The sequence below is a fragment of the Pseudarthrobacter sp. N5 genome (genome assembly GCF_050157035.1).
Lineage (GTDB): Bacteria > Actinomycetota > Actinomycetes > Actinomycetales > Micrococcaceae > Arthrobacter.
In genome coordinates, this window is the sequence record NZ_CP189593.1 from 2,727,985 (window position 1) to 2,748,135 (window position 20,151).

Consider the following 20,151-nt stretch of genomic DNA (forward strand, 5'->3'; position numbering starts at 1 on the left):
CCTGTCGTGGTTTCCTTGCGCCGGCGCCCTCCGGTTCCGGCTGTCGACGGATCCTTAATCAGGTGGCTGTGGGAACCGTCAAGTACCCTTGAAAGGTGATAATTTCTGCGATAAGCGACTTTGCCGTGACCACGCTCGGCGGTGCCGGACCGGTGCAGCCGCAGCTGGCCTCCTTCCTGCCCGACTGGCTGAATCCCGATGTATTCCTCCGCGACTCCCCTCTGGGTGGCTGGGTGGTCCTCCTCGTCTGTGGCATCATCTTTGCCGAGACCGGCCTGCTGGTGGGCTTCTTCCTGCCCGGCGATTCGATGCTTTTCACCGCCGGGCTGCTCGTGTCCACCGGTGCCATCAACTTCAATCTTTGGCTGATGTGTGCACTCATCATCGTGGCAGCGATCGTAGGCAACCAGGCCGGCTATCTCATCGGTTCGACGGCCGGACCAGCGATCTTCAAGCGGCCGGATTCGCGTTTGTTCAAGCGGGAGAATGTCGAAAGCGCCCACGCCTTTTTTGAGAAGCACGGCGGTAAGGCACTGATCCTTGCGCGGTTCGTTCCCATCATCAGGACGTTCGTTCCGGTGATCGTCGGCGTGGCGCAGATGGATAAGCGCAAGTTCTTCCTCTACAACGTGATCGGAGCCGTCCTGTGGGGTGGCGGCGTCACCCTCCTTGGTGCCTGGCTCGGTCAATATGAGTGGGTCGGCAAGAACATCGACATCATTTTCATCGTTATTGTGCTGATCTCCGTTGTTCCGATCGGCATCGAGGTGCTCCGCGGGTTCGCCGCCAAGCGCAAGGCTGCAGCCCTCGGCACGGATCCGGTGGATGAGTTCATTGATGAACACGAACCCGTGCAGGAAAGTGAACCGGACACGGAGCGCTGACCTCAGCGCTCCGGGAAGTCCCTGGCAAACGCAGGAAAGGCACCTCACGGCTGTGAGGTGCCTTTCCTGCCTTCAGCTCTTATCGGAGGGCTTCGACAATGGCCGGCAGCAGCGCCCGGAACGCCTGCCCACGGTGGCTGATGGCGTTCTTCTCGGCAGGGCTCAGTTCCGCGCAGCTGCGGTCCAGGCCCAAAGGCTGAAGTACGGGATCGTAGCCGAATCCCCCCGCGCCGCGGGGTTCACGCAGTAAGATGCCTTCCAGCTGGCCGTACTCCACCACCTCGCGGCGCGCTGCGGCACCCACGGAACCGCCGGTCCGCGTGGAATCCGGGATTGCCAGAGCCGCTGCGCACACAAAAGCGGCCGCGCGGTGGCCGTCCGGAACATCTGCCAGCTGGTCCAGGAGGAGCTGCAGATTGGCGGCGTCGTCTCCGTGACGGCCGGACCAGCGGGCCGAAAAGATTCCCGGTGCCCCGCCCAGCACATCCACTGACAGACCTGAGTCGTCGGCGATTGCCACCAGGCCGGTGGCTTCAGCCACGGCCCGGGCCTTCAGCAGCGAGTTTTCAGCGAAGGTCACCCCGGTCTCTGCAACATCCGGAGCTCCCACAGCTCCGGCGTCAACCACCTGGGTGTCCACATCCAGACCCGGCACCTGGCCCCGGAGCAGATCACGAAGCTCACGAAGCTTGCCCCGGTTGTGGGTCGCGAGCACCAGGCGCGGCGCCGTCGCTGCCCCGGTTTCCGTCACGGGGCTTCCGCCAGGGTCTCGCGCTGGATGGCCGCCAGCTGGGTGGTCCCCAGTAAGGCCAGGTCCAGCAACTTATTCAGCTCATCACGGTCGAAGGGAGCTCCCTCGGCGGTTCCCTGAACCTCCACAAACTTCCCGGAGCCGGTCACCACCACGTTCATGTCAGTCTCGGCGCGAACATCTTCCACATAGGGCAGGTCCAGCATGGGAATGCCATCAATAATTCCAACGGAAACGGCGGCGATCGTGTCGATCAGGGGCTGTGCGTTCTTTGCAATGAGCTTGTTTTCGCGGGCGAAACGGATGGCTTCGGCGAGCGCCACATAGGCGCCGGTAATCGCAGCGGTGCGCGTGCCGCCGTCGGCCTGGAGGACGTCGCAGTCCAGTACAATCGTGTTCTCGCCAAGGGCCTTGGTGTCAATGATGGAACGCAGCGAGCGCCCGATCAGCCGGGAGATCTCATGGGTCCGTCCGCCGATCTTGCCCTTGACGGACTCACGGTCGGAGCGGGTGTTGGTGGCCCGCGGCAGCATGGCGTACTCGGCGGTGACCCAGCCGCGGCCTTCGCCCTTGAGCCAGCGGGGCACCCCGGCGGTCAGCGAAGCCGTGCACAGCACCCGGGTGTTGCCGAATTCAATAAGAGCTGAACCTTCAGCCTGCTTGGACCAGCCGCGGGTGATGCTGATGGGGCGGAGCTGCTCGGGGGTGCGTCCGTCGGCACGGATGACGGGGGCTGTGGTTGCTTCAGAAGTCATGCCTTCAGCTTATCGAGTCGACGGCGGCCGAACCGACGGCGGCCGAACCGACGGTTGCCGGTCAGACGGTGTAGTGCACGCCTGCGACGGCGACCGCAACGTCCCCGCCGAATACGGGCCGGGCTTCTGCCATAACAGTTGTCGGCGAGGTCCACACCGGGATGTGCGTCAGAAGCAGCCGGCGGGCGCCCGCCGCTTCCGCGGCCTGCCCCGCCCTCTTTCCGGTGAGGTGCACATCCCTGATGCCGTCGTCGCGTCCTTCCTCAAAGGCCGCCTCGCACAGGAAGAGATCCGAGTCCTTCGCGGCCTCTTCCAGACCGGTGCAGGAGTCGGTGTCGCCCGAATAGGTCAGGACGCGGGTCACCGCGCTGCCGTTCTTGTCGGGTTCGGTGACTTCCACCCGCAGGGCATAGGCCTCCTCCACCGGGTGGTTCACGGCGAACGGTGTCACGGTGAAGGGGCCCATCCTGACGGACTGCCTTTCCGCCCAATTAGTGAAGGCGAATTCCTCGTGCATTCCGGGGTCCAGTTCCAGGCCATATGCGGTGGCCATGCGGTCAGCAGTCGCTGCAGGGCCCCATACCGGAATCCTGCCACGCCCCCAACCGCCCGGTTTCCAGCGGACAGCAACATGCAGGCCGCAGAGGTCCATGCAGTGGTCCGGGTGCAGATGGGTCAGGAAGATGGCGTCGATATCCTCCAGATCCGTGTAGCGCTGGATGGCGCCGAGGGCCCCGCTGCCGAGATCCATCACGATCTTCCAGTCGCGTTCGCCGTCATGGGCAGTCAGGAGGTAGCACGACGCCGGTGAAGCCGGGCCCGGAAATGATCCTGTACAGCCAACAATGGTCAGTTTCACAGCGCAGAACCGCCCGCAGGGATTCCGCCGACAAAATTGGAAATCCGGGGCCGTGCCGATGCCGTCCGGGCGGCGGCGATCATCTCCGGAGTGATGCGTGCCAGGCTCCCCGTAGGATACTGCGCGGCCACGTGGTCCACATGGCGGACGCTCAGGACTTCCGGGCCAAGGAACCGGCGGGCAAGTGCCTCAAACTGGCCGGCATCGCCTGTGGCGATGAAATGGTACTCCGGAGCCGATGCCTCGGTCCGCTGCAGATTTCCGGTGGCCAGGGCGCGGTAGACGTCCTTCGCCGTTTCCTCGGCGCTGGAGACCAGGGTGACGGCATCCCCCATCACAAACGATAGAACGCCGGTGAGGAGCGGGTAGTGCGTGCAGCCCAGCACCACGGTGTCCACACCAGCGGCCCTGAGAGGCGCCAGATATTCTTCGGCGATGGCCAGGAGCTCCGGTCCGGTGGTGATCCCGGCCTCCACGTAGCTGACGAACTCGGGGCAGGCCACCGACGTGATTTCCAGATCCGGCGCAGCAGCGAAGGTGTCCTCATAGGCGCGCGAACCCACCGTTGCCGAGGTCCCGATGACCCCCACTCTGCCGCTTCGGGTGGCTGCCACAGCGCGGCGTACCGCAGGTTGGATCACCTCAATGACGGGGATTCCGTACCGCGCGGTGTACCGCTCGCGGGCATCGCGCAGAACAGCCGCCGACGCCGAGTTACAGGCTATGGTGAGCAGCTTGACTCCGGAGTCCACCAGTTCGTCCATCACGCCCAGGGCATTGGCACGGACCTCCGCGATGGGCAGCGGACCGTACGGTCCGTGGGCCGTGTCACCCACGTAAAGGATCGATTCGTTGGGGAGCTGGTCGATGATGGACCTCGCCACGGTCAGGCCGCCCACGCCTGAATCAAACACACCGATCGGCCGCGAGCCCATGTCGCCGCTCCCGGTGCTGCTGGCCGGGGACTCCGCAGAAGCTCCCGCTGACGGATCAATGCTCGATGCTGAACTCATGATTATTCGAGGATAGGTCTTCCCTGGTAGTGCGGCCATCACATTGTCGTGTCCGCCTCATGTCAAATGTGTCACATTGCTGCACCGCGGTGAGTCCCGGACGCACTCTCAACGGGCCCCGCACACGGCGCGGGCAGTTCAGGAACGTGAGTCCATGGACTGCAGCATGGCCTGCACCAGCGATTCCTGCAGCCAGGTGGTGAAGTTGTACACCAGCGCCAGATAGCTTTCAACGTCCTCTGCCTGGGACCAGTCCTGCATGAGGTGGACATGACCGGCGTCGGCATCGTCCTGGATGTCAAGGCGTTCGGCGAGCACCAGGCGGACGTCGTTGAGCGCCATGGACCAGTGTCCCGCGTCCGCCGGCGTCAGCACGATCACATCTTTATCCAGGTCCATGGCAGCCGCCCGGAGGGCGCCGATCTTCGTTTCCCGAAGAGAGCGTTCGGTGAGCTGGCGGAACTCGAGGGACGCGGCGTCGTCGTTCTTCATAACGTTCGGCAGCAGCCGTTTCAGGGCCCGGTCCGACGGTTCCTGGACATCCATGTCCAGCCCGATCAGTGCCGCCAGCGGATCCTGGCTGACGCTTTCCTCCGGCTGGAGCATGGAGATGACGTCGTCGATGAGGCTTCGAAGCAGTTCACGCTCGGTCGCTTCCATGTAACCGGTGATGCCCTTGAGTCCGTATTTAAATGCCTTAGCCACGTTTCCCCTTGCCTTTACCGGAGCCGCCGCTTTTGCCGCTGCCGCCGTGACCGCCCGTCGCTTTCTCCACCGTGGCCCAGAGACCGTAGCCGTGCATGGCAACGGCGTGCCGCTCCACCTGTTCCTTGCTGCCGTGAGCAACAATGGACCGGCCCTTCTTATGGACCTCAAGCATGAGCTTGTTTGCTTTGGCCTCCGAGTAGCCAAAGTAGCTCCGGAACACATAGCTCACATAGCTCATCAGGTTGACGGGATCATTCCAGATCACCAGGTTCCACGGGATATCCGGTGCGGTCAGGGAGTCGGTTGACGTCACTGTTCCTGTCCGGGTGCTCTCCTGGATGTCAGGGCCGAGCGCAACGCTAAGGGTCATCTGTCCATTCTATGGTGATGCGCACTAGAGTGAATTTGTGAGTACTTCCGCCGGCTGGGACCTTCCCCGCACGTCCTTGTATACCGATCACTACGAGCTGACCATGCTGCAGGCTGCGCTTCATTCCGGCGCCGCACACCGCAAGTCGGTTTTCGAGGCATTCGCCCGGAGACTGCCGGACGGGCGCAGGTACGGCATTGTGGCGGGCACCGGCCGGCTGCTTGAAGGTGTTGCGGCATTCCGCTTCGGCGAGGCTGAGCTCGATTTCCTCGGACGCACAGGGGTGGTGAACCAGCAGACCCTTGATTTCCTCGCCGGCTTCAGGTTCTCCGGGGACATCTGGGGCTATCCCGAGGGCGAAGCGTACTTCCCCAACTCACCCATCCTCATCGTTGAGTCCACGTTCGCTGAGGCCTGCATCCTTGAGACCTATGTGCTTTCTGTGCTCAATCATGACAGCGCCATTGCCTCCGCGGCCTCCCGCATGATCACGGCCGCCGGAGGCAGGCCGTGCATCGAGATGGGTTCGCGGCGGACGCACGAGGAATCAGCGCCAGCGGCAGCCCGCGCGGCAGTCATCGCCGGCTTTGACAGCACCTCCAATCTTGAGGCAGGACTGCGCTACGGCATCAAAACCGTGGGTACTGCCGCCCACTCCTTCACGCTGCTCCATAACACCGAGCGGGATGCCTTTGAGGCGCAGATCGCCTCATTCGGAGCAGGCACCTCGCTGCTGGTGGACACCTACGACGTCGAGGCTGCCGTCCGCACGGCCGTTGAACTTGCCGGTGACAAACTGGGAGCCGTCCGGCTGGACTCCGGCGATCTGGTGGCCCAGGCACAGTGGGTCCGGCAACTGCTTGACCAGCTCGGCAACGAGAACACCAAGATCGTGGTCACATCCGATCTCGACGAATACGCCATCGCCGCGCTTCAGTCCGCGCCTGTTGACTCGTACGGCGTAGGCACGTCGCTGGTCACCGGCTCAGGCGCACCCACGGCAAGCATGGTCTACAAGCTAGTCAGCCGCACCGACGATTCCGGAGAGTTCGTCTCCGTTGCCAAAACCGCCAAGAACAAGACCAGCAGGGGCGGCCGGAAGTACGCCCTTCGCAAACTCAACGAGCGCGGCGTCGCCACGCAGGAGATCGTGGGAATCGGGCACAGGCCTGATGACGACGGCAATGACCGCCCGCTGCTGCAGCATTTCATGAAGAACGGAGAGCTGCTGCCGGGCTGGACAGGACATGAAGGTGTGGTCCGTGCGCGCCAGCGGCACGCCGACACCATGGCGGAACTGCCTTCAGTAGTCAACCGGCTGCAGCGCGGCGATGCCGCCATTCCCACCATCTATGAGGAGGACTAAATGTCCCGTGCCCTGATCATTGTTGATGTCCAGAACGACTTCTGCGAAGGCGGAACCCTTGCCGTGGCGGGTGGTGCCGCGGTGGCAGGAGCCATCAGCGAATACGTGGATTCACAACACATCCAGTTCGACCACATCATTGCCACCCAGGACTGGCACATCGATCCCGGCACCCATTTTTCCGAAACGCCGGACTTTACCGAATCATGGCCGCCGCATTGTGTGGCAGGAACACGCGGCGCCGAACTCCACCCGGAGCTGGACACGGAGTACATCCAGGCCTTCTTCCACAAAGGCCAGTTCACGGCGGCGTACTCCGGCTTTGAGGGGCTGCTGGCTCCGGAGGACGCAGTCCCTACCGGAGACCGGAAGGCCGGTGCCATGCCTGGGACAGGCAGTACCGCCAAGGCGTATACCGCTGACGAGGACGCGGTGGGGCTGGACGACTGGCTGCAGGGCCACGATGTGGAGGACGTTGTTGTGGTGGGCCTGGCCGCCGACTACTGCGTCATGGCCACAGCCCTGGATGCTGTCCAGGCAGGGTACTCGGTCACTGTCATCCGCGCACTGACGGCGGGGATCGCCGAGGACCTGGACGACGCGTTCGCCGAGATGGAACTGGGCGGAGTTGATCTCGGGTAGGACGTCAGCAGCCGGAACCGGCCGCCGCCTATTTCCTGCCGATAAACCAGTCCTGAAGCTTTCGGAGCCGGGTCTGCAGCTGCTCCTCGTTGGCTTGGGCCACCGGGGGCCCCCCGCAGACCGTCCTGAGTTTCGTGTGCACCACACCATGGGGTGTTCCGGTCCGCGCCGACCAGGCAGCAACATTTTTGGCCAGCTCATTCCGCAGGTCCATCAGCATCCGGTGGTCGGGCATGGCGGGCGCCGAGGCCGCAACAGCATCTGTTGATTTTTGTTTCTTGCGGCTCAGTTGCGCGTGCTGGCGCTGCCGCAGCAGGGTGCCTACCTGTTCTGCGTCCAGCAGTCCGGGAATGCCGAGGAAATCCAGCTCGTCCTCCGAACCCACTTCTCCCCCTGTGCCGAATTCTCCGCCGTCGAAGAGGACCCGGTCAAAGGATGCCTGGGAGTCCAGTGCCTCGAACTTGCCCTTGGTGAGGCCGTCGGAAGCCTTTTCTTCACGGTTGGCCTCGTCCACCAAGGAATCTTCCGGGTTAAAGAGGCCGTCGGCGTCTTCTTTCTCCGGCCGGTCCAGTGCGTGGTCGCGCTCCGCCTCCATCGAGTTGGCCAGGGCCATCAACTGCGGGACGGACGGCAGGAAAACCGACGCCGTCTCGCCACGTTTGCGGGCACGGACAAAGCGGCCCACGGCCTGGGCGAAAAACAGCGGAGTGGACGTTGAGGTGGCGTAGACGCCTACCGAAAGCCGGGGCACGTCAACGCCCTCAGACACCATGCGCACGGCAACCATCCAGCGCTTTTCGCTGGCGGTGAACTCCTCAATCTTGCTCGAGGCCTTGGCATCATCCGAAAGAATCACGGTTGGCGATTCGCCCGTGATCTTCTTGAGCTGCCCGGCGTAGGCCCTCGCATCCTCGTGATCAGTGGCAATCACGAGGCCGCCGGCATCGGGAACACTGCGCCGGACCTCGCTGAGTCTTTTGTCTGCCCCCGCCAGGACAGCAGGGATCCATGCACCCGAAGGATTGAGCGCTGTACGCCATGCCTGCGATGTGACGTCCTTCGTCACCGCGGATTCGCCCAGCGATGCTGCCATTTCCTCGCCGCCGCTGGTACGCCAGCGCATCTGGCCTGAGTACGCCATGAACATGACCGGGCGGACCACGTGATCGCGCAGGGCATTCCCGTACCCATAGCTGTAATCCGCCTTCGAACGCCGGATGCCGTCCTTGTCCTGTACATACTCCACAAAGGGAATCGGCGAGGTGTCCGAACGGAACGGAGTACCGGTCAGCGAGAGCCGGCGGGCTGCGGGCTCGAAGGCCTCCCGGAGGCCGTCACCCCAGGAGAGCGCCTCGCCGCCATGGTGTATCTCGTCAAGAATCACCAGTGTGCGCGCGGCTTCCGTCTTGGCACGGTGCAGCATGGGCTTGCTGGCCACCTGCGCGTAGGTCACCGCGACGCCCACAAAGCCACGGCCGTGCTGGCCATCCGAATTCTTGAAGTTCGGATCGATGGCTATCCCCACCTTGGCCGCGGCATCGGCCCACTGGCGCTTGAGGTGGTCCGTTGGCGCGACAATAGTCACCCGGTTCACGGTGCCCGACTCGATGAGCATGGCGGCAACACGCAAGGCAAAGGTTGTTTTTCCGGCCCCGGGAGTTGCTACCGCCAGGAAATCCCTGGGGCTGGCGCTGAAGTAGCGGTCGAGTGCTTCCTGTTGCCAGGCACGGAGTTTCTGGGCGGTTCCCCAGGCTGCACGTTCCGGATATGCCGGAGGCAGGGTGGGACCGCCAAAGAGTGTTTCGGTCACTACTTGTTGTTGCCCGAATCCCCGCCGGGCCCTTTGCTGCCGTCACTGCCCGGCCGCAGTCCCTCGTAGACCTCTTTGCACATGGGGCAGACCGGGAACTTCTGCGGATCCCGTCCTGGTGTCCAGACTTTGCCGCACAGCGCGATCACAGGCTCGCCCGACAAGGCGGACTCCATGATCTTTTCCTTGCGCACATAGTGCGAGAAGCGTTCGCGGTCCCCGGGTTCCACTTCCTGGCGCAGTTCCTCGCGCTCAATGGTTGCCGTGGAGGTTCCGCCTCCGGAAAATTCACGCATGGGGTCGTTTTCGTGAGGATCCGTCATGCTAGTCATGCCATCCATCTTAGCCTTTCCGAACAGCAGGCGGACGACGGCGGTCGGTGACCTGCCACGGTGACCTGCCCGTCGCCGCTGTTCTTCCGCAGGCCTGTTCCGGGCTAAATGCCCTGCCAGTCCGGCTTGTTGTCAAAGGTGTGGCGGTAGTAGTCAGCCAGCTTCAGTGACGATGCCGCGGCCTCATCCACCAGGACCGTGACGTGCGGATGCAGCTGCAGGATGGACGCAGCGCAGATGGCCGCCACTGGCCCCTCCACAAAATCTCGGACTGCCTGTGCCTTCTGCGCCCCGGTGGCCACCAGCACCACGTGCCTGGCGTCCATGATGGTGCCCAGACCCTGCGTCACCACATGGTGGGGCACCTCATCGATGCTGTCGAAGAACCGGGCGTTGTCCCGGCGGGTCTGCTCGATCAGAGTCTTGATGCGGGTGCGCGAAGCCAGCGACGAGCCGGGCTCATTGAATCCGATGTGGCCATCGGTGCCCACACCCAGAATCTGCAGGTCTATTCCTCCCAGTTCCTTCATGGCGTCTTCGTAGGCCTGGCAGGCGGCCGGCAGGTCTGCGGCCGCACCATCCGGACCATGGACGTTTTCCGGCGCAATGTTCACCCGGTTGGTGAATTCCCGGCGAATGACCTCCCGGTAGGATTCCGGGTGACCGGCCTCAAGACCCACATATTCGTCGAGGGCGAACCCGTGCGCGTGGCTGAAGTCCAGACCGTCACGCTTGTGCCGCATGGCAAGCTCATCGTAAATAGGCAAGGGGGACGAACCTGTTGCCAGCCCCAGAACGGCGTTGGGCTTGCGCCGGAGCAATGCCTCGATCGCGTCCGCTGCCAGCGCGCCGATCTGCTTGCTGCCCGGGAGAATGACAACTTCCATGGTCCACGACCTTTCATGTGTGCCCGATTACACGATCACTGTTGTTTTGAGGTTATCCCATGTCCGATGACTTCACCGTTGAGGGCTGAATATTTTTCATCACGGGCTGCGCCGCCGGACTATTTGTTAACGCCGAGCTGCGCCAACAGCTCGGGTCCCCGCGCATCCAGCCATTTGCCCCCGAGCAGGACCCCGGCGGCCAGCAGCGCGAGCCCCAATGTCGGGCCAACCACCAGATTGATCCATCCGAACAATTCATTGCCCGTAACACTCCGGGCGATCAGCAGTGCAACGTCCGGAAGGACGAGCAACACCAGGATTCCCATTCCGCCGAACTGGACTGCCATGGTCTGTGCAACATTGCCTGGCGGTTTCTTGAACGGGCTGTCGCCAGGGAGCGGGACGGCCACGGCGTAGCGCGCTGAAACCACGGATGCGAGACCCAGCCCTGTGAAAAGGATTCCGAGGGACAATCCTAACTGGCAGGGAAGTCCTTCCCAGCCGCCGGTAAAAATGAATTGCCCCACCGTTAAAACCACCACGACCGGCAGTGCGAACGCCAGGCATGCCAAGGCGCGGCCAAGCCTGTCATGTACACCCCGGACGCCCGTGGCCAGGTGCAAGGCAAACGCGGTGTTGTCATAGGAAACATCGGCCGAAATCGACCACGCCAGCAGGAAAGCCGTCATGGGCGCCGTCACCGCAAGAGTGCCGAAGTCCCCGGACTGGCTACCCTGGAACAGGAAAAGCACGGGCAGAAGCGGAATGACCACCAGTGATCCCGAGTACCGGGGATCCCTGATCCAGTACGTCAGCGACCGTGCAGCGATGGCTCCCGCGGGTGTGGCCGGCAGGAATCCCAACAGACCCAGCCTCCGCCCACGCCGCCGGCCGCTTCCTGCATATGGCGGAGTGACGAGGGCACGCTCCAGGAGGATTTTCCAGCACCAGCCGAGCAAAGCAACTGTGGTGGCCGCGATGAGCAGCTTCAATACCCCCTGGCCGGGGCTCCCCGACGCGAAGTCTCCGCCCACAGACCATGCTGCCCCCACCGGAGTCCACGACAACCGCCGGGCAAAGTCCGGCAGGAAAGCAGCGGAACCCGCCATCCCCTGGGAAACGCCTGCCAGGAGGGGGCCCATGAGGATGAGCGGAACCATAAAGGCAATTGCGCTGACATCCTTGAAGCGGCGGGAGGCGGCAAGGCCGGCCGTGGCCGTAGTCACAACTTTGGATAGCACTATGCAGGTGAGCACCCCCAGAAGCGCGCCGAAGAGCGCGGCGAGCGCGGGGACGAAGCCCCGGGACCACGTCCCCACGGTGGCCAAGGCCACGATGGTGGTGGCCGTTCCCGGAATGCCGATCAGCCCGCCCAGCGCCAGCCCAGTGAGCAGCTGCGGCATGGGTATGGCCGAAGTATTGAAGCGTGCAGGATCCAGTGTCATGTCAGCAGCCGAGGCAACCACTGGAATGATCCCCCAGCCCAGGACCGCTGCCGAGCCACCCAGCACCACTACTGTCTGTGCGGCCCCGGTCTCCGCCTGGCCCAGCCAGAGCAGTGCAACCACGCAGGTTCCCACCACCACCAGGGCATAGAGGCCTCCAATGGTCAGCCCCACCAGTTGCAAAGGGCTCCGCCGGAGTCCGTTGCGCAACAGGGTGAGCTTCAGCCTCAGAAGGTGCGCAACCATTCCAGCCCTTCCGTCCGGCTGCGTCCGCCCACGAGTTCCACGAAGCGGTCCTCGAGGCTCTCCCCGGCGCGGACTTCATCCACGGTGCCGGCGGCTAGCAGCCTTCCGGCAGCCACAACGGCTACATGGTCACACATCCGCTGCACCAGATCCATCACGTGGCTGGAGACAATCACAGTGCCACCGGACGCCACATAGCGGTCCAGGATGTCGCGGATGTTGGCGGCCGACACCGGATCCACGGATTCGAAGGGCTCGTCCAGAACCAGCAGCCGGGGCGCGTGGATCAATGCCGAGGCGAGGGCGATCTTCTTGGTCATGCCGGCGGAGTAGTCCACCACCAGCGTTCCGGCATCGGGGGTGAGATCCAGCGCCGCCAGGAGTTCCTGCACCCTGGAAGCCACCACGGCCCTGTCCATTCCCCGCAGAAGACCGGCATAGCTGACCAGCTGTTCGCCGGTCAGACGGTCAAAGAGCCGCACACCGTCGGGCAGAATGCCCATGAGCTTTTTGGCTTCAAGCGGTCTGGCCCAGACATCTACGCCGTGGACCATTGCGGTCCCGAAGTCCGGACGCAACAGCCCCGTTGCCATGGACAGTGTGGTGGTCTTGCCTGCCCCGTTGGGCCCAACGATTCCAAAGAATGATCCGGCCGGTACCTCAAGGCTGATGCCGTCTACGGCGATTTTCCCGCCAAAGCGCTTGGCCAGGCCACGGATGGAGAGCGCCGGCACGGGCACAACGAGGGCTCGTGGTCCGGCGGCAGCGTCGGGTTCCGGTTGCAGATCATTCATACAGCCACCCTAGCCGCCGGGCATCGGGGAGCGGATCCTCGCCGAGGAGCTGCGGCAAAGGAGTACACCCCGGTCCGCCTCATCAGGTCAGTAGATATGGCGGGGAATAGCCCGCTCATATTGCGGGGGCCAGGGAAGAGGATGGCCCAGTTCAAAGGCTGCCCTGAGCCACCAGTGCGGATCACGGAGTGCGGCCCGGGCAATAAAGACACCGTCCGCTTGGCCGGTGGCCACCGCGTGTTCGGCCTGTCCCGCGGACGTCAGTAGTCCCACGGTGCCCGTAGGGACGCCGGTTTCGCGGCGGATCCGTGCGGCGAAACTGCTCTGGTACCCGGGTCCTGTCTGGATCTGCTGATGCGCAACGGCTCCGCCGCTGGACAGATGCGCAGCAGCAATGGCATGGATTCCGGCATCACGCTCCGCACGGCATCGATCACAGCCAGCGTCAGCCGATTCCGGCCGGCTTCATCGCCGCCCCACGCATCCGTCCGCTGGTTAATCAGCGGGCTCTGGAACTGGTGCAGCAGATAACCGTGCGCGCCGTGAACCTCGAGGGTGTCAAAGCCTGCGTCTACAGCCCGCACCGCAGCGGCAGCGAAGTCGGAGATGGCACCGCTGATCTGTTCTTCGGTCATCGCGGCGGGTTTAGCGTAGCCGCCGTAGGCCAGGGCGGAGGGGCCCAAAGCTTCCCAGCCTCCCTCGGAGGCGGGGACGCTGCCCTTCTGCCCCGAGAATGGCCAGAAGGCAGAGGCTTTCCGGCCGGCGTGTGCCAACTGGGCTCCGATCTTGGCGTCAGCGGCGCCGTGCTTGTGTACAAACGCGGTGATGCGTTCCCAAGCAGCAGCCTGCTCGTCGTTGTAGAGTCCGGCATCAAGGGGGCTGATCCGGCCGTCCGCATTTAAGGCAGCTGCTTCCGTGAGGATAAGGGCTGCCCCGCCGGCGGCAAAGGAACCCAGATGCATCAGGTGCCAGTCGTTCGGGACTCCCGCGCCGGCGTCGGACCCGCAGCTGTACTGGCACATGGGCGACACCCAGCCGCGGTGCTGCAGCTCCAGTGAGCGCAGTTTCAGCGGCCGGAACAGTGCGGGGGTCGACACTAGAAAAGGACCCGGGCGAGTCCTTGGCGCGCTTTGGCCACGCGGTCATCGCTGGTGCCAACGACGTCGAAGAGTTCCAGCAGCCTCAAGCGCGCGGTCTCCCGCTCGGGACCGAAGTTCCTGCCGACAAAGGCAACAATCCGGTTGAGTCCGTCCTCCACATGCCCGCCCGCGACGTCCAGATCCGCGACACCAAGCTGGGCATCGAGGTTGTCCGGCTCGTCAGCAGCAAGCAGCCGGGCAGTCTCCGCGTCCTCCGAGGACAGCAGCTGCAGCCTGCCCATCAGCTCAACCTGGGCGAGGCCTGCCTTGGCTTCAGCATCGGCCGGCATCTCAGTCAGCGCCTGCCGATACGAGCTCGCAGCAGCGGCATAGTCGCCTGTTTCAATGGCGTCGAACGCGGCCTGGTGCAACGGTGGAAGCGGTGCCGGCCCGGCATCAGCGGGCGGCTGGCCGCCAACGGATCCGGTGACTCCGTTCTCGGCTGCGACTTTCAGCAGCTCATCGAGAACTGCGCGGATCTGGGGCTCATCTGCCCCGCCTTGGAACAGCGGAACCGGCTGCCCTTTCAACACCGCCACTGCTGTAGGTACGGCCTGGACCTGGAAGGCCTGCGCCAGCTGCGGAAAGGCATCGATATCCGCCGCGCCCAGCACCAGCCGGCCGGCATAGCTGTCAATGATCCGTTCCAGGCTCTCCAGAATCCCGGCGGACTCAGGCGAATAGCCCGCCCACAGCGCGATCACCACCGGAACCCGGGCCGACAGATCCACGAGCTCTTGGAAGTTACCTTCGGTGACTTCCACCCGCAAAGCCGTGCGGCCGGCGTCGGCGGTTGTGTCTGTGCCGGATCCCGACACCGGGCTCGGAATCTGTGCCGGACCCGCGGGGGCGGCCGGCCGTTGTTTCAAGGCGGAAAGATCAACGGCGCCGCGGAGGTTCAGGTGGCTGGCTGCGGCTGGAGGGACTGGACGGGAAGCTGGCGAACTCATGCTTTCCACTCTAGCCACTCCGGCCGCTGCCGGCAGTACCGCTCGGGCCTTACTTGAAGCTGGCCCCCACCAGTCCACGTGTTCCGGCCACCAGCTTCATCGGATCCTTGGAACCAGCCGGCGGAATGTAGACAGCCATTGATTCGGCAAAGGTCTGCACGGCTCCCTTGGTTGTCTCCTTGCCGCCGGCGAGTGCGGCAGAAGCTTCATCGCTGATGGTCAGCTTGTCGCCTTCGGCCTTGGGCGTGCTGTCAATAGCAAACGTGATCCTGCCAAGAACCAGGGCACCCCCGTCTGATGTCCGGAATACCACTGTGCTCTCAGGGACCACCTTGTGCGTGAATCCGAAGTTATAGTTCGGCCCCTTAGCCACCAGATCATCCTGCAGGGACAGTGTGTCAGCAATGTAAGGCGATGAGCCGCCTTCGACCAGCTTGTCCTTGAAGGCGGAGTCCGCTTTTGCCAGGCGGTCCGCAAGACCAGCCATAGCTTCCTCGCCACTGTAGAGCAGCCCTGATTTGTCCTTCGCTGCCAGAGTCTCAGTGCCGTCGCGCCCGATCGACGGGAACGTGGCGCCCGGCTGAAGCGGAGTGGTCCCCACCAGTTTGTAGTTCTCCCGGGGGGATGTCTGGACCAGGGTCAGCAGCTGCGGGACAACGTTGCCGTCGCCCTGGGTGACCGCAAGAACGGATCTGGGCCAGTCGCGCTTGCTCGTGACAACGGTGGTCAGCAGTTTGGTGGACCTCACCGGCATGCGCGCCTCATAGGAGCCCACCTGCGAGCGGACCTTGTAGTTCTGGGTGCGGATTTCGAGTTCAGTGCCGGCAACCCGCGGAGCGAGTTTTCCGGCGTCCTTGGCGGCGTCGCCCGCGTCGGTGGCGCCGGAGACCTGCTCCAGGATGCGGCGGAACTGTGCGTCCAGCAGTACCGGTGACTCAGCCGCGGCATCCGGTGCGGCTGAGGCGGAGCCTGACGGTGAAGCAGTGGACGAGGCGCCGGTGGAAGGAGTGGGCGCCGGCGAGGTGGTGGCTTGGGCGGCTGCGCCCGTTCCTGCCATAAGAGCAGCGGTGGCGGCGGCCACGATCATGCTGAGGCGCGCGGAGGATGTTGCTTTGGCCTTGGCTTTCGCCCGGGCCCGTTTGGCGAAGAGACTGCCGTTTCCGCCGTCATTGTTACCGGTGCGTGTGCCGTACTTCAGGACCAGCAGCGCAATTCCTGCGAGCATCAGCAGGCCACCGATCACCATCAGGGGGACGGCCCACGGTGTGGCGGTGTCGTTCGGGAACGTCATGGAGATCGACGACGGCGCCGGCTTGGTACCGTCGCTGGCCAGCAGAAGCGACCAGTCACCCCCGGCCGGAGGCGTCCAGGAGTAGTTCAGCTCGCCGCTGGCATTTTCGGTTGAGACCCAAAGGTCAGATCCGGCAGGCGACGGAGCCGCCGCTTCGCCGTCGGAGTGTTCCACCTGAAGTGACTTCTTGTCCGCGGAGATGCCAGTGACGCTGTTGTGGGCGGTTTTTCCCACCCAGGCGGACACGTCATCGGGGCGTCCTGCTGCCAGTAGGAATTTCCCTTCGCCCTTGATGTTGATCTTAACGGTGCCTCCGTGCACGGTCCGCAACTCCTGGTCAAAAACGGTCAGAGGTGCGGCTGCGGCATCCGAGGGTGCCGGGACGGTAAACGTCTCGGATGGAGCCCAGATCGTCTTCTGGCCTATTCCGGCCATCAGTGTGAGGAGGCCGAGCAGCACGAGTGCAACTGCAGTCTTGAAACGCAAAGGAACACCTATCATCAGCGGGGGTTTACTTTCAATAGTAACCGTTTTGTTACCAATCAGTCAGTTCAGGGCTTCCAGACGACGCTGTGCAGACCGCCGGCCCAGCCTCCCAACCGCCGGTTGACAAGGCTGCTGATAGTGTTTGCGATGATCATCACAGCTGGCCCGCAGCGGCGGCGCCACAGACTGAAAAGGCACAAAACGCAGTGACTGAACCTACAGATCCGTCCTCCGCGGGACGGGACAAGCTGCCCGGATCAGCGTCCACGGAAGGCGCGGCGCCCACGCCGGAAATGCGCAAAGCAACGGGGACCACCATCATCGGCTCCTTGCTTCGGCGGCTGCGCCAGCCATTGCCCGGAGCACAGCCACGGCTCCGTTTCGAGATGCCACCGGAACGCTCAGATACCCTTGAAACCGAGGTGAACGGGCGCCACGACCGCACTGCGCGTTTTGGGGATCCCGGCCCGCGAATGTCCTCCCAGCACCCTCTGTACCTTGGCTTTATGGGCACAGTCGGCGTCGGACTTGCCCTGTTGGTCTACTGGATCGGTTCCAACACCACCCAGCTCCTTCTGTGGATCGTGGCGGCCATGTTCATCGCCCTTGGCCTGGATCCCGTAGTGCGCTGGCTGGAGGGACGGAAGATTCCACGGCCCGCCGGGATCCTGGTTGCCGTAGCCGTGCTCGCATCCGGTGTTGCCGGATTCTTTGCCTCCCTCATCCCGACCATTGTGGAGCAGGTGAGTCAACTGGTGGCGCAGGCCCCGGTCTGGGTCCGGGACTTCATCGACTCCGATTTTTTCCGCAACGTCGATGACCAGTTCGGCGTCCGCGACCGGATCAACGAGGAACTGGACAAGTTCGTCAACAATCCCGACGCGATGGGTGGCATCTTCGGCGGCGTGCTTGGCTTTGGTTCCACCGTGGCCAACGGACTCTTCGGAACGCTGATCGTCTTGGTCCTGAGCCTGTATTTCCTTGCTGCGCTCCCCGCCATGAAGAAATGGGCCTACCGTCTGGCTCCGCGTTCCCGCCGTGCAAGGGTGGAAGCGCTGTCCGAGGAAATCACCCGTTCAGTGGGCAACTACGTGATCGGCCAGGCCTGCGTCGCACTGCTGAATGCCCTCTTCGCCTTCATCGTGATGTCAATCGTGGGTGTTCCCTTCGCCGTACTACTGGCCTTTGTGGTGGCACTGCTCGCGTTTATCCCTCTTGTCGGAGGAATGATTGCCGCTGTTGTGGTCATTCTTGTCGCGCTGACACAGGGCTGGCAGACAGCCGCGGTCTATGCCATCTGCTACTTTGCCTATCTGCAGTTCGAGGCGTACTTCATTTCGCCGCGCATCATGCAGAAGGCGGTAGCCGTGCCGGGTGCTGTTGCCGTGATCTCAGTGATTGCCGGCGGCAGCCTGCTGGGTGTATTGGGAGCACTCATCGCCATCCCCACTGCCGCGGCAATCCTCCTGCTGGTCAAGGAAATCTATATCGTCCGGCAAGACAAGCACTAGAGCTTACGGCTGGACCGCCAACCGCTAGGTGTATTGACCTGAGAGGTTAGTGACGCGGGTGACCGGTGGCTGACCTTTGAGTGAGGTGTGGCCTCGGTGATGATTGTAGTGATGGAGCCAGTCGGCGAAAGAATCAACACGCTCGGCCTCTGATCCATAGGGTTTTGCGTAAGCCCACTCATCGAGCATGGTGCGGTTGTAGCGCTCGACTTTGCCGTTGGTCTGGGGCCTGTAGGGCCGGGTGCGCTTGTGCTTGATAGCCGGGCCCAGGGCGTCTTTGAATGCGTAGGAGCGGTAGCAGGAGCCGTTGTCCGTCAGGACCCGTTTGACCACGATTCCGCAGGATTCGAAGTAGGCGTTGGCGCGTTCCCAGAACCCGGCCGCGGTGTCCTTTTTCTCATCGGCGAGGATCTCGGTGTAGGCCAGCCGGGAATGATCATCGACCGCGTTGTGCAGGAAGGCGTAGCCCGGTCTCCGGTTCGCCGCCGTGCCGGTCTTGTTCCGGTTGCCGGATGCCCTGCCCACCGTGCGGTGTCCGCCGCCGTCCGGGATACGTCCGAGTTTCTTGATGTCCACGTGGACAAGGTCTCCGGGGTTCTGGTGCTCGTAGCGGCGGATTACCCTCCCCGTGGCCCGGTCCAGCCACGACAGCCTTGCCAGTCCGAACCTGGAGAGGACCCGGTGCACCGTGGAGGGGTGGATACCCAGCAGGTAACCGATCCGGGCAGGGCCCCACCGGCGGTTCACTCTGAGCGCGACGATCCGCCGCTCCCGCCGCACGGACGTCCGGCCCGGGGAGCTGACGGGCCGGCTCGACCGGTCCTCCATCCCGTGCTCGCCGCGCTCCCGGTAGCGGCCAGCCCACCGCGCCGCGGTCGTCACCGAGACCTGGAACCGCTCAGCCGCCCGCCGCAGCGGCCACCCGTCCTCCACGACGCACTGGGCCAGCCGGAGCCTGCCCTTAGGCGTGAGGAGCGCATTAGCATGGGACATTGAAGACCTCCTTGTGGATCGGACTCTCGACAAGCCCCACTCCACCCGGAGGTCTTCTTTTTGTCACCTAACCACGCCGAGCGTTCCTAACGTCCGTGGTCAATACAGCTAGGCGGCTGCCGTGGCCACCGGTCCGTCCCACATCTGCGGCAATCCGGCCATTCCGGACCCGGACTCCGTGACGTCATCAACTATTTCGTTGAGTACCCGCGCGGCGTACTTCTCCCCCACCCAAAGGTGCTTGGCGCCGTCGACTCCCACAACACGTGCCTGCGGCACCAGGCTGAATCGCCGGGCCGCCTCAGCCGGCTGCAGGTAGTCATCGTGCTCCGGGACCAGCACTGTCAGCGGCTTGCCGGCTGCCGCCCACTGCTGCAGATGCGCGTCGTGGGCCCGGTGTAGCGGCGGCGAGAGCAGCACGGCGCCTTCCACCTGGGAAACCACCGGTTCCGCCGCACCGTACATCAGGGCAAGCTCGGTTCCGAATGACCACCCCACCAGCCACCGGTTGGGCAATCCCCTGTCCACTGCAAACTGAACGGCAGCCTCGACGTCGTACCTCTCACCGATTCCCTCTTCGAAGGTGCCCTGGCTGGTGCCTCGCGAAGACGAGGTGCCGCGCGTGTTGAACCTGAGTACGGCAACGTCGGCGAGCGCAGGTAGCCGGTAGGACGCCTTGCGGTAGACATGGGAGTCCATATAACCGCCGTGCGTGGGCAACGGATGCAAAGTGATGAGCGTGGCACTGATCCGGCCTGATTCGGGCAAGGCGAGCTCTCCCACCAGCGTGTGCCCGTCCGCCGTCAGGATTTCCACGTTTTCGCGCCGGGCGGGAAGCACTGTGGAGGCGCGGATTGCTGTTGGGCGGGAAGGCTGGTCGAAAACGTACGACGCCGGGTCAAAAGTCATGCCTCTCAGC

The 20,151-nt window shown here is 63.8% G+C and carries 19 protein-coding genes and 1 pseudogene; 4 read left to right on the top strand and 16 right to left on the bottom strand.

Annotated features, from left to right (window positions below; genetic code table 11):
• Positions 1-110: 110 nt before the first annotated feature.
• A complete protein-coding gene (locus ACQCST_RS13165; protein ID WP_426999177.1) occupies positions 111-884 on the top strand; it encodes a DedA family protein in 774 nt (257 codons plus the stop codon).
• A gap of 79 nt (positions 885-963) precedes the next feature.
• Here the strand turns inward: ACQCST_RS13165 and rdgB are convergent, their stop codons facing one another.
• The 6 genes from rdgB to clpS form a co-directional block, all read right to left on the bottom strand.
• Positions 964-1,635 (bottom strand): RdgB/HAM1 family non-canonical purine NTP pyrophosphatase, encoded by a 672-nt coding sequence (gene rdgB / locus ACQCST_RS13170; RefSeq protein ID WP_426996208.1) that lies wholly within the window; start codon positions 1,633-1,635, stop codon positions 964-966.
• Positions 1,632-2,390: a ribonuclease PH gene (gene rph / locus ACQCST_RS13175; protein WP_426996209.1), complete on the bottom strand. Its 759-nt coding sequence runs from the start codon at positions 2,388-2,390 to the stop codon at positions 1,632-1,634. Before rph ends, rdgB begins: the two co-directional genes overlap by 4 nt.
• 61 nt (positions 2,391-2,451) lie before the next feature.
• The gene (locus tag ACQCST_RS13180; protein WP_426996210.1) at positions 2,452-3,249 is read right to left on the bottom strand and encodes an MBL fold metallo-hydrolase; all 798 of its coding nucleotides are present in this window, start codon (positions 3,247-3,249) and stop codon (positions 2,452-2,454) included.
• Positions 3,246-4,301, bottom strand: a complete 1,056-nt coding sequence (gene murI / locus ACQCST_RS13185) for a glutamate racemase (RefSeq protein WP_426996211.1) — start codon at positions 4,299-4,301, stop codon at positions 3,246-3,248. Before murI ends, ACQCST_RS13180 begins: the two co-directional genes overlap by 4 nt.
• 99 nt (positions 4,302-4,400) lie before the next feature.
• Positions 4,401-4,967: a DUF2017 domain-containing protein gene (locus ACQCST_RS13190; protein WP_426996212.1), complete on the bottom strand. Its 567-nt coding sequence runs from the start codon at positions 4,965-4,967 to the stop codon at positions 4,401-4,403.
• Positions 4,960-5,340 (bottom strand): ATP-dependent Clp protease adapter ClpS, encoded by a 381-nt coding sequence (gene clpS / locus ACQCST_RS13195; protein ID WP_426996213.1) that lies wholly within the window; start codon positions 5,338-5,340, stop codon positions 4,960-4,962. The genes ACQCST_RS13190 and clpS overlap by 8 nt, the downstream gene beginning before the upstream one ends.
• Before the next feature lie 37 nt (positions 5,341-5,377).
• Here clpS and ACQCST_RS13200 point away from each other — a divergent pair, with 37 nt between their 5' ends.
• Positions 5,378-6,706 carry a nicotinate phosphoribosyltransferase gene (locus tag ACQCST_RS13200; RefSeq protein WP_426996214.1) on the top strand — a complete coding sequence of 443 codons (1,329 nt, stop codon included), beginning with the start codon at positions 5,378-5,380 and terminating at the stop codon, positions 6,704-6,706.
• Positions 6,707-7,348 carry an isochorismatase family protein gene (locus ACQCST_RS13205; RefSeq protein WP_426996215.1) on the top strand — a complete coding sequence of 214 codons (642 nt, stop codon included), beginning with the start codon at positions 6,707-6,709 and terminating at the stop codon, positions 7,346-7,348. It begins immediately after the preceding gene.
• Positions 7,349-7,376: 28 nt separating this feature from the next.
• On the opposite strand, the gene ACQCST_RS13210 is transcribed toward ACQCST_RS13205, so the two are convergent.
• The 8 genes and pseudogenes from ACQCST_RS13210 to ACQCST_RS13245 all read right to left on the bottom strand — a co-directional run bounded on the left by ACQCST_RS13210 (position 7,377) and on the right by ACQCST_RS13245 (position 16,743).
• The gene (locus tag ACQCST_RS13210; protein ID WP_426996216.1) at positions 7,377-9,158 is read right to left on the bottom strand and encodes a DEAD/DEAH box helicase; all 1,782 of its coding nucleotides are present in this window, start codon (positions 9,156-9,158) and stop codon (positions 7,377-7,379) included.
• On the bottom strand, positions 9,158-9,499 hold the full coding sequence (locus tag ACQCST_RS13215; RefSeq protein ID WP_426996217.1) for a DUF3039 domain-containing protein: 342 nt from the start codon (positions 9,497-9,499) through the stop codon (positions 9,158-9,160). The genes ACQCST_RS13210 and ACQCST_RS13215 overlap by 1 nt, the downstream gene beginning before the upstream one ends.
• Positions 9,500-9,594: 95 nt before the next feature.
• Complete coding sequence (gene nagB / locus ACQCST_RS13220) at positions 9,595-10,377, bottom strand: glucosamine-6-phosphate deaminase (RefSeq protein ID WP_426996218.1); 783 nt, start codon at positions 10,375-10,377, stop codon at positions 9,595-9,597.
• Positions 10,378-10,496: 119 nt separating this feature from the next.
• Positions 10,497-12,068: a transporter gene (locus tag ACQCST_RS13225; RefSeq protein WP_426996219.1), complete on the bottom strand. Its 1,572-nt coding sequence runs from the start codon at positions 12,066-12,068 to the stop codon at positions 10,497-10,499.
• Entirely contained in the window at positions 12,050-12,862 is an 813-nt protein-coding gene (locus ACQCST_RS13230; protein ID WP_426996220.1) for an ABC transporter ATP-binding protein, read from the bottom strand. The genes ACQCST_RS13225 and ACQCST_RS13230 overlap by 19 nt, the downstream gene beginning before the upstream one ends.
• Positions 12,863-12,949: 87 nt before the next feature.
• Positions 12,950-13,959, bottom strand: a pseudogene (locus tag ACQCST_RS13235) (NADH:flavin oxidoreductase/NADH oxidase).
• Entirely contained in the window at positions 13,959-14,951 is a 993-nt protein-coding gene (locus ACQCST_RS13240; protein WP_426996221.1) for a tetratricopeptide repeat protein, read from the bottom strand. The pseudogene ACQCST_RS13235 and the gene ACQCST_RS13240 overlap by 1 nt, the downstream one beginning before the upstream one ends.
• Positions 14,952-15,000: 49 nt before the next feature.
• Complete coding sequence (locus ACQCST_RS13245) at positions 15,001-16,743, bottom strand: hypothetical protein (protein WP_426996222.1); 1,743 nt, start codon at positions 16,741-16,743, stop codon at positions 15,001-15,003.
• Positions 16,744-17,021: 278 nt separating this feature from the next.
• Here ACQCST_RS13245 and ACQCST_RS13250 point away from each other — a divergent pair, with 278 nt between their 5' ends.
• Entirely contained in the window at positions 17,022-18,239 is a 1,218-nt protein-coding gene (locus ACQCST_RS13250) for an AI-2E family transporter (protein WP_426999178.1), read from the top strand.
• Between the two features lie 24 nt (positions 18,240-18,263).
• Here ACQCST_RS13250 and ACQCST_RS13255 read toward each other — a convergent pair whose 3' ends face one another.
• Together ACQCST_RS13255 and ACQCST_RS13260 are read right to left on the bottom strand one after the other, a co-directional pair.
• On the bottom strand, positions 18,264-19,232 hold the full coding sequence (locus ACQCST_RS13255; RefSeq protein ID WP_426996053.1) for an IS481 family transposase: 969 nt from the start codon (positions 19,230-19,232) through the stop codon (positions 18,264-18,266).
• Positions 19,233-19,340: 108 nt separating this feature from the next.
• Positions 19,341-20,141, bottom strand: coding sequence for an alpha/beta hydrolase (locus ACQCST_RS13260; RefSeq protein ID WP_426996223.1), 801 nt, complete (start codon positions 20,139-20,141; stop codon positions 19,341-19,343).
• Positions 20,142-20,151 lie beyond the last annotated feature (10 nt).

Coding starts and splice junctions, on each gene's coding strand:
- ACQCST_RS13260 (WP_426996223.1), bottom strand. CDS start 20,141: ATGACTTTTGACCCGGCGTCGTACGTTTTCGACCAGCCTTCCCGCCCA.
- ACQCST_RS13230 (WP_426996220.1), bottom strand. CDS start 12,862: ATGAATGATCTGCAACCGGAACCCGACGCTGCCGCCGGACCACGAGCC.
- ACQCST_RS13245 (WP_426996222.1), bottom strand. CDS start 16,743: ATGATAGGTGTTCCTTTGCGTTTCAAGACTGCAGTTGCACTCGTGCTG.
- ACQCST_RS13255 (WP_426996053.1), bottom strand. CDS start 19,232: ATGTCCCATGCTAATGCGCTCCTCACGCCTAAGGGCAGGCTCCGGCTG.
- rph (WP_426996209.1), bottom strand. CDS start 2,390: ATGACTTCTGAAGCAACCACAGCCCCCGTCATCCGTGCCGACGGACGC.
- ACQCST_RS13225 (WP_426996219.1), bottom strand. CDS start 12,068: ATGGTTGCGCACCTTCTGAGGCTGAAGCTCACCCTGTTGCGCAACGGA.
- nagB (WP_426996218.1), bottom strand. CDS start 10,377: ATGGAAGTTGTCATTCTCCCGGGCAGCAAGCAGATCGGCGCGCTGGCA.
- ACQCST_RS13250 (WP_426999178.1), top strand. CDS start 17,022: ATGCGCAAAGCAACGGGGACCACCATCATCGGCTCCTTGCTTCGGCGG.
- murI (WP_426996211.1), bottom strand. CDS start 4,301: ATGGCCGCACTACCAGGGAAGACCTATCCTCGAATAATCATGAGTTCA.
- ACQCST_RS13240 (WP_426996221.1), bottom strand. CDS start 14,951: ATGAGTTCGCCAGCTTCCCGTCCAGTCCCTCCAGCCGCAGCCAGCCAC.
- ACQCST_RS13215 (WP_426996217.1), bottom strand. CDS start 9,499: ATGGATGGCATGACTAGCATGACGGATCCTCACGAAAACGACCCCATG.
- ACQCST_RS13205 (WP_426996215.1), top strand. CDS start 6,707: ATGTCCCGTGCCCTGATCATTGTTGATGTCCAGAACGACTTCTGCGAA.
- clpS (WP_426996213.1), bottom strand. CDS start 5,340: ATGACCCTTAGCGTTGCGCTCGGCCCTGACATCCAGGAGAGCACCCGG.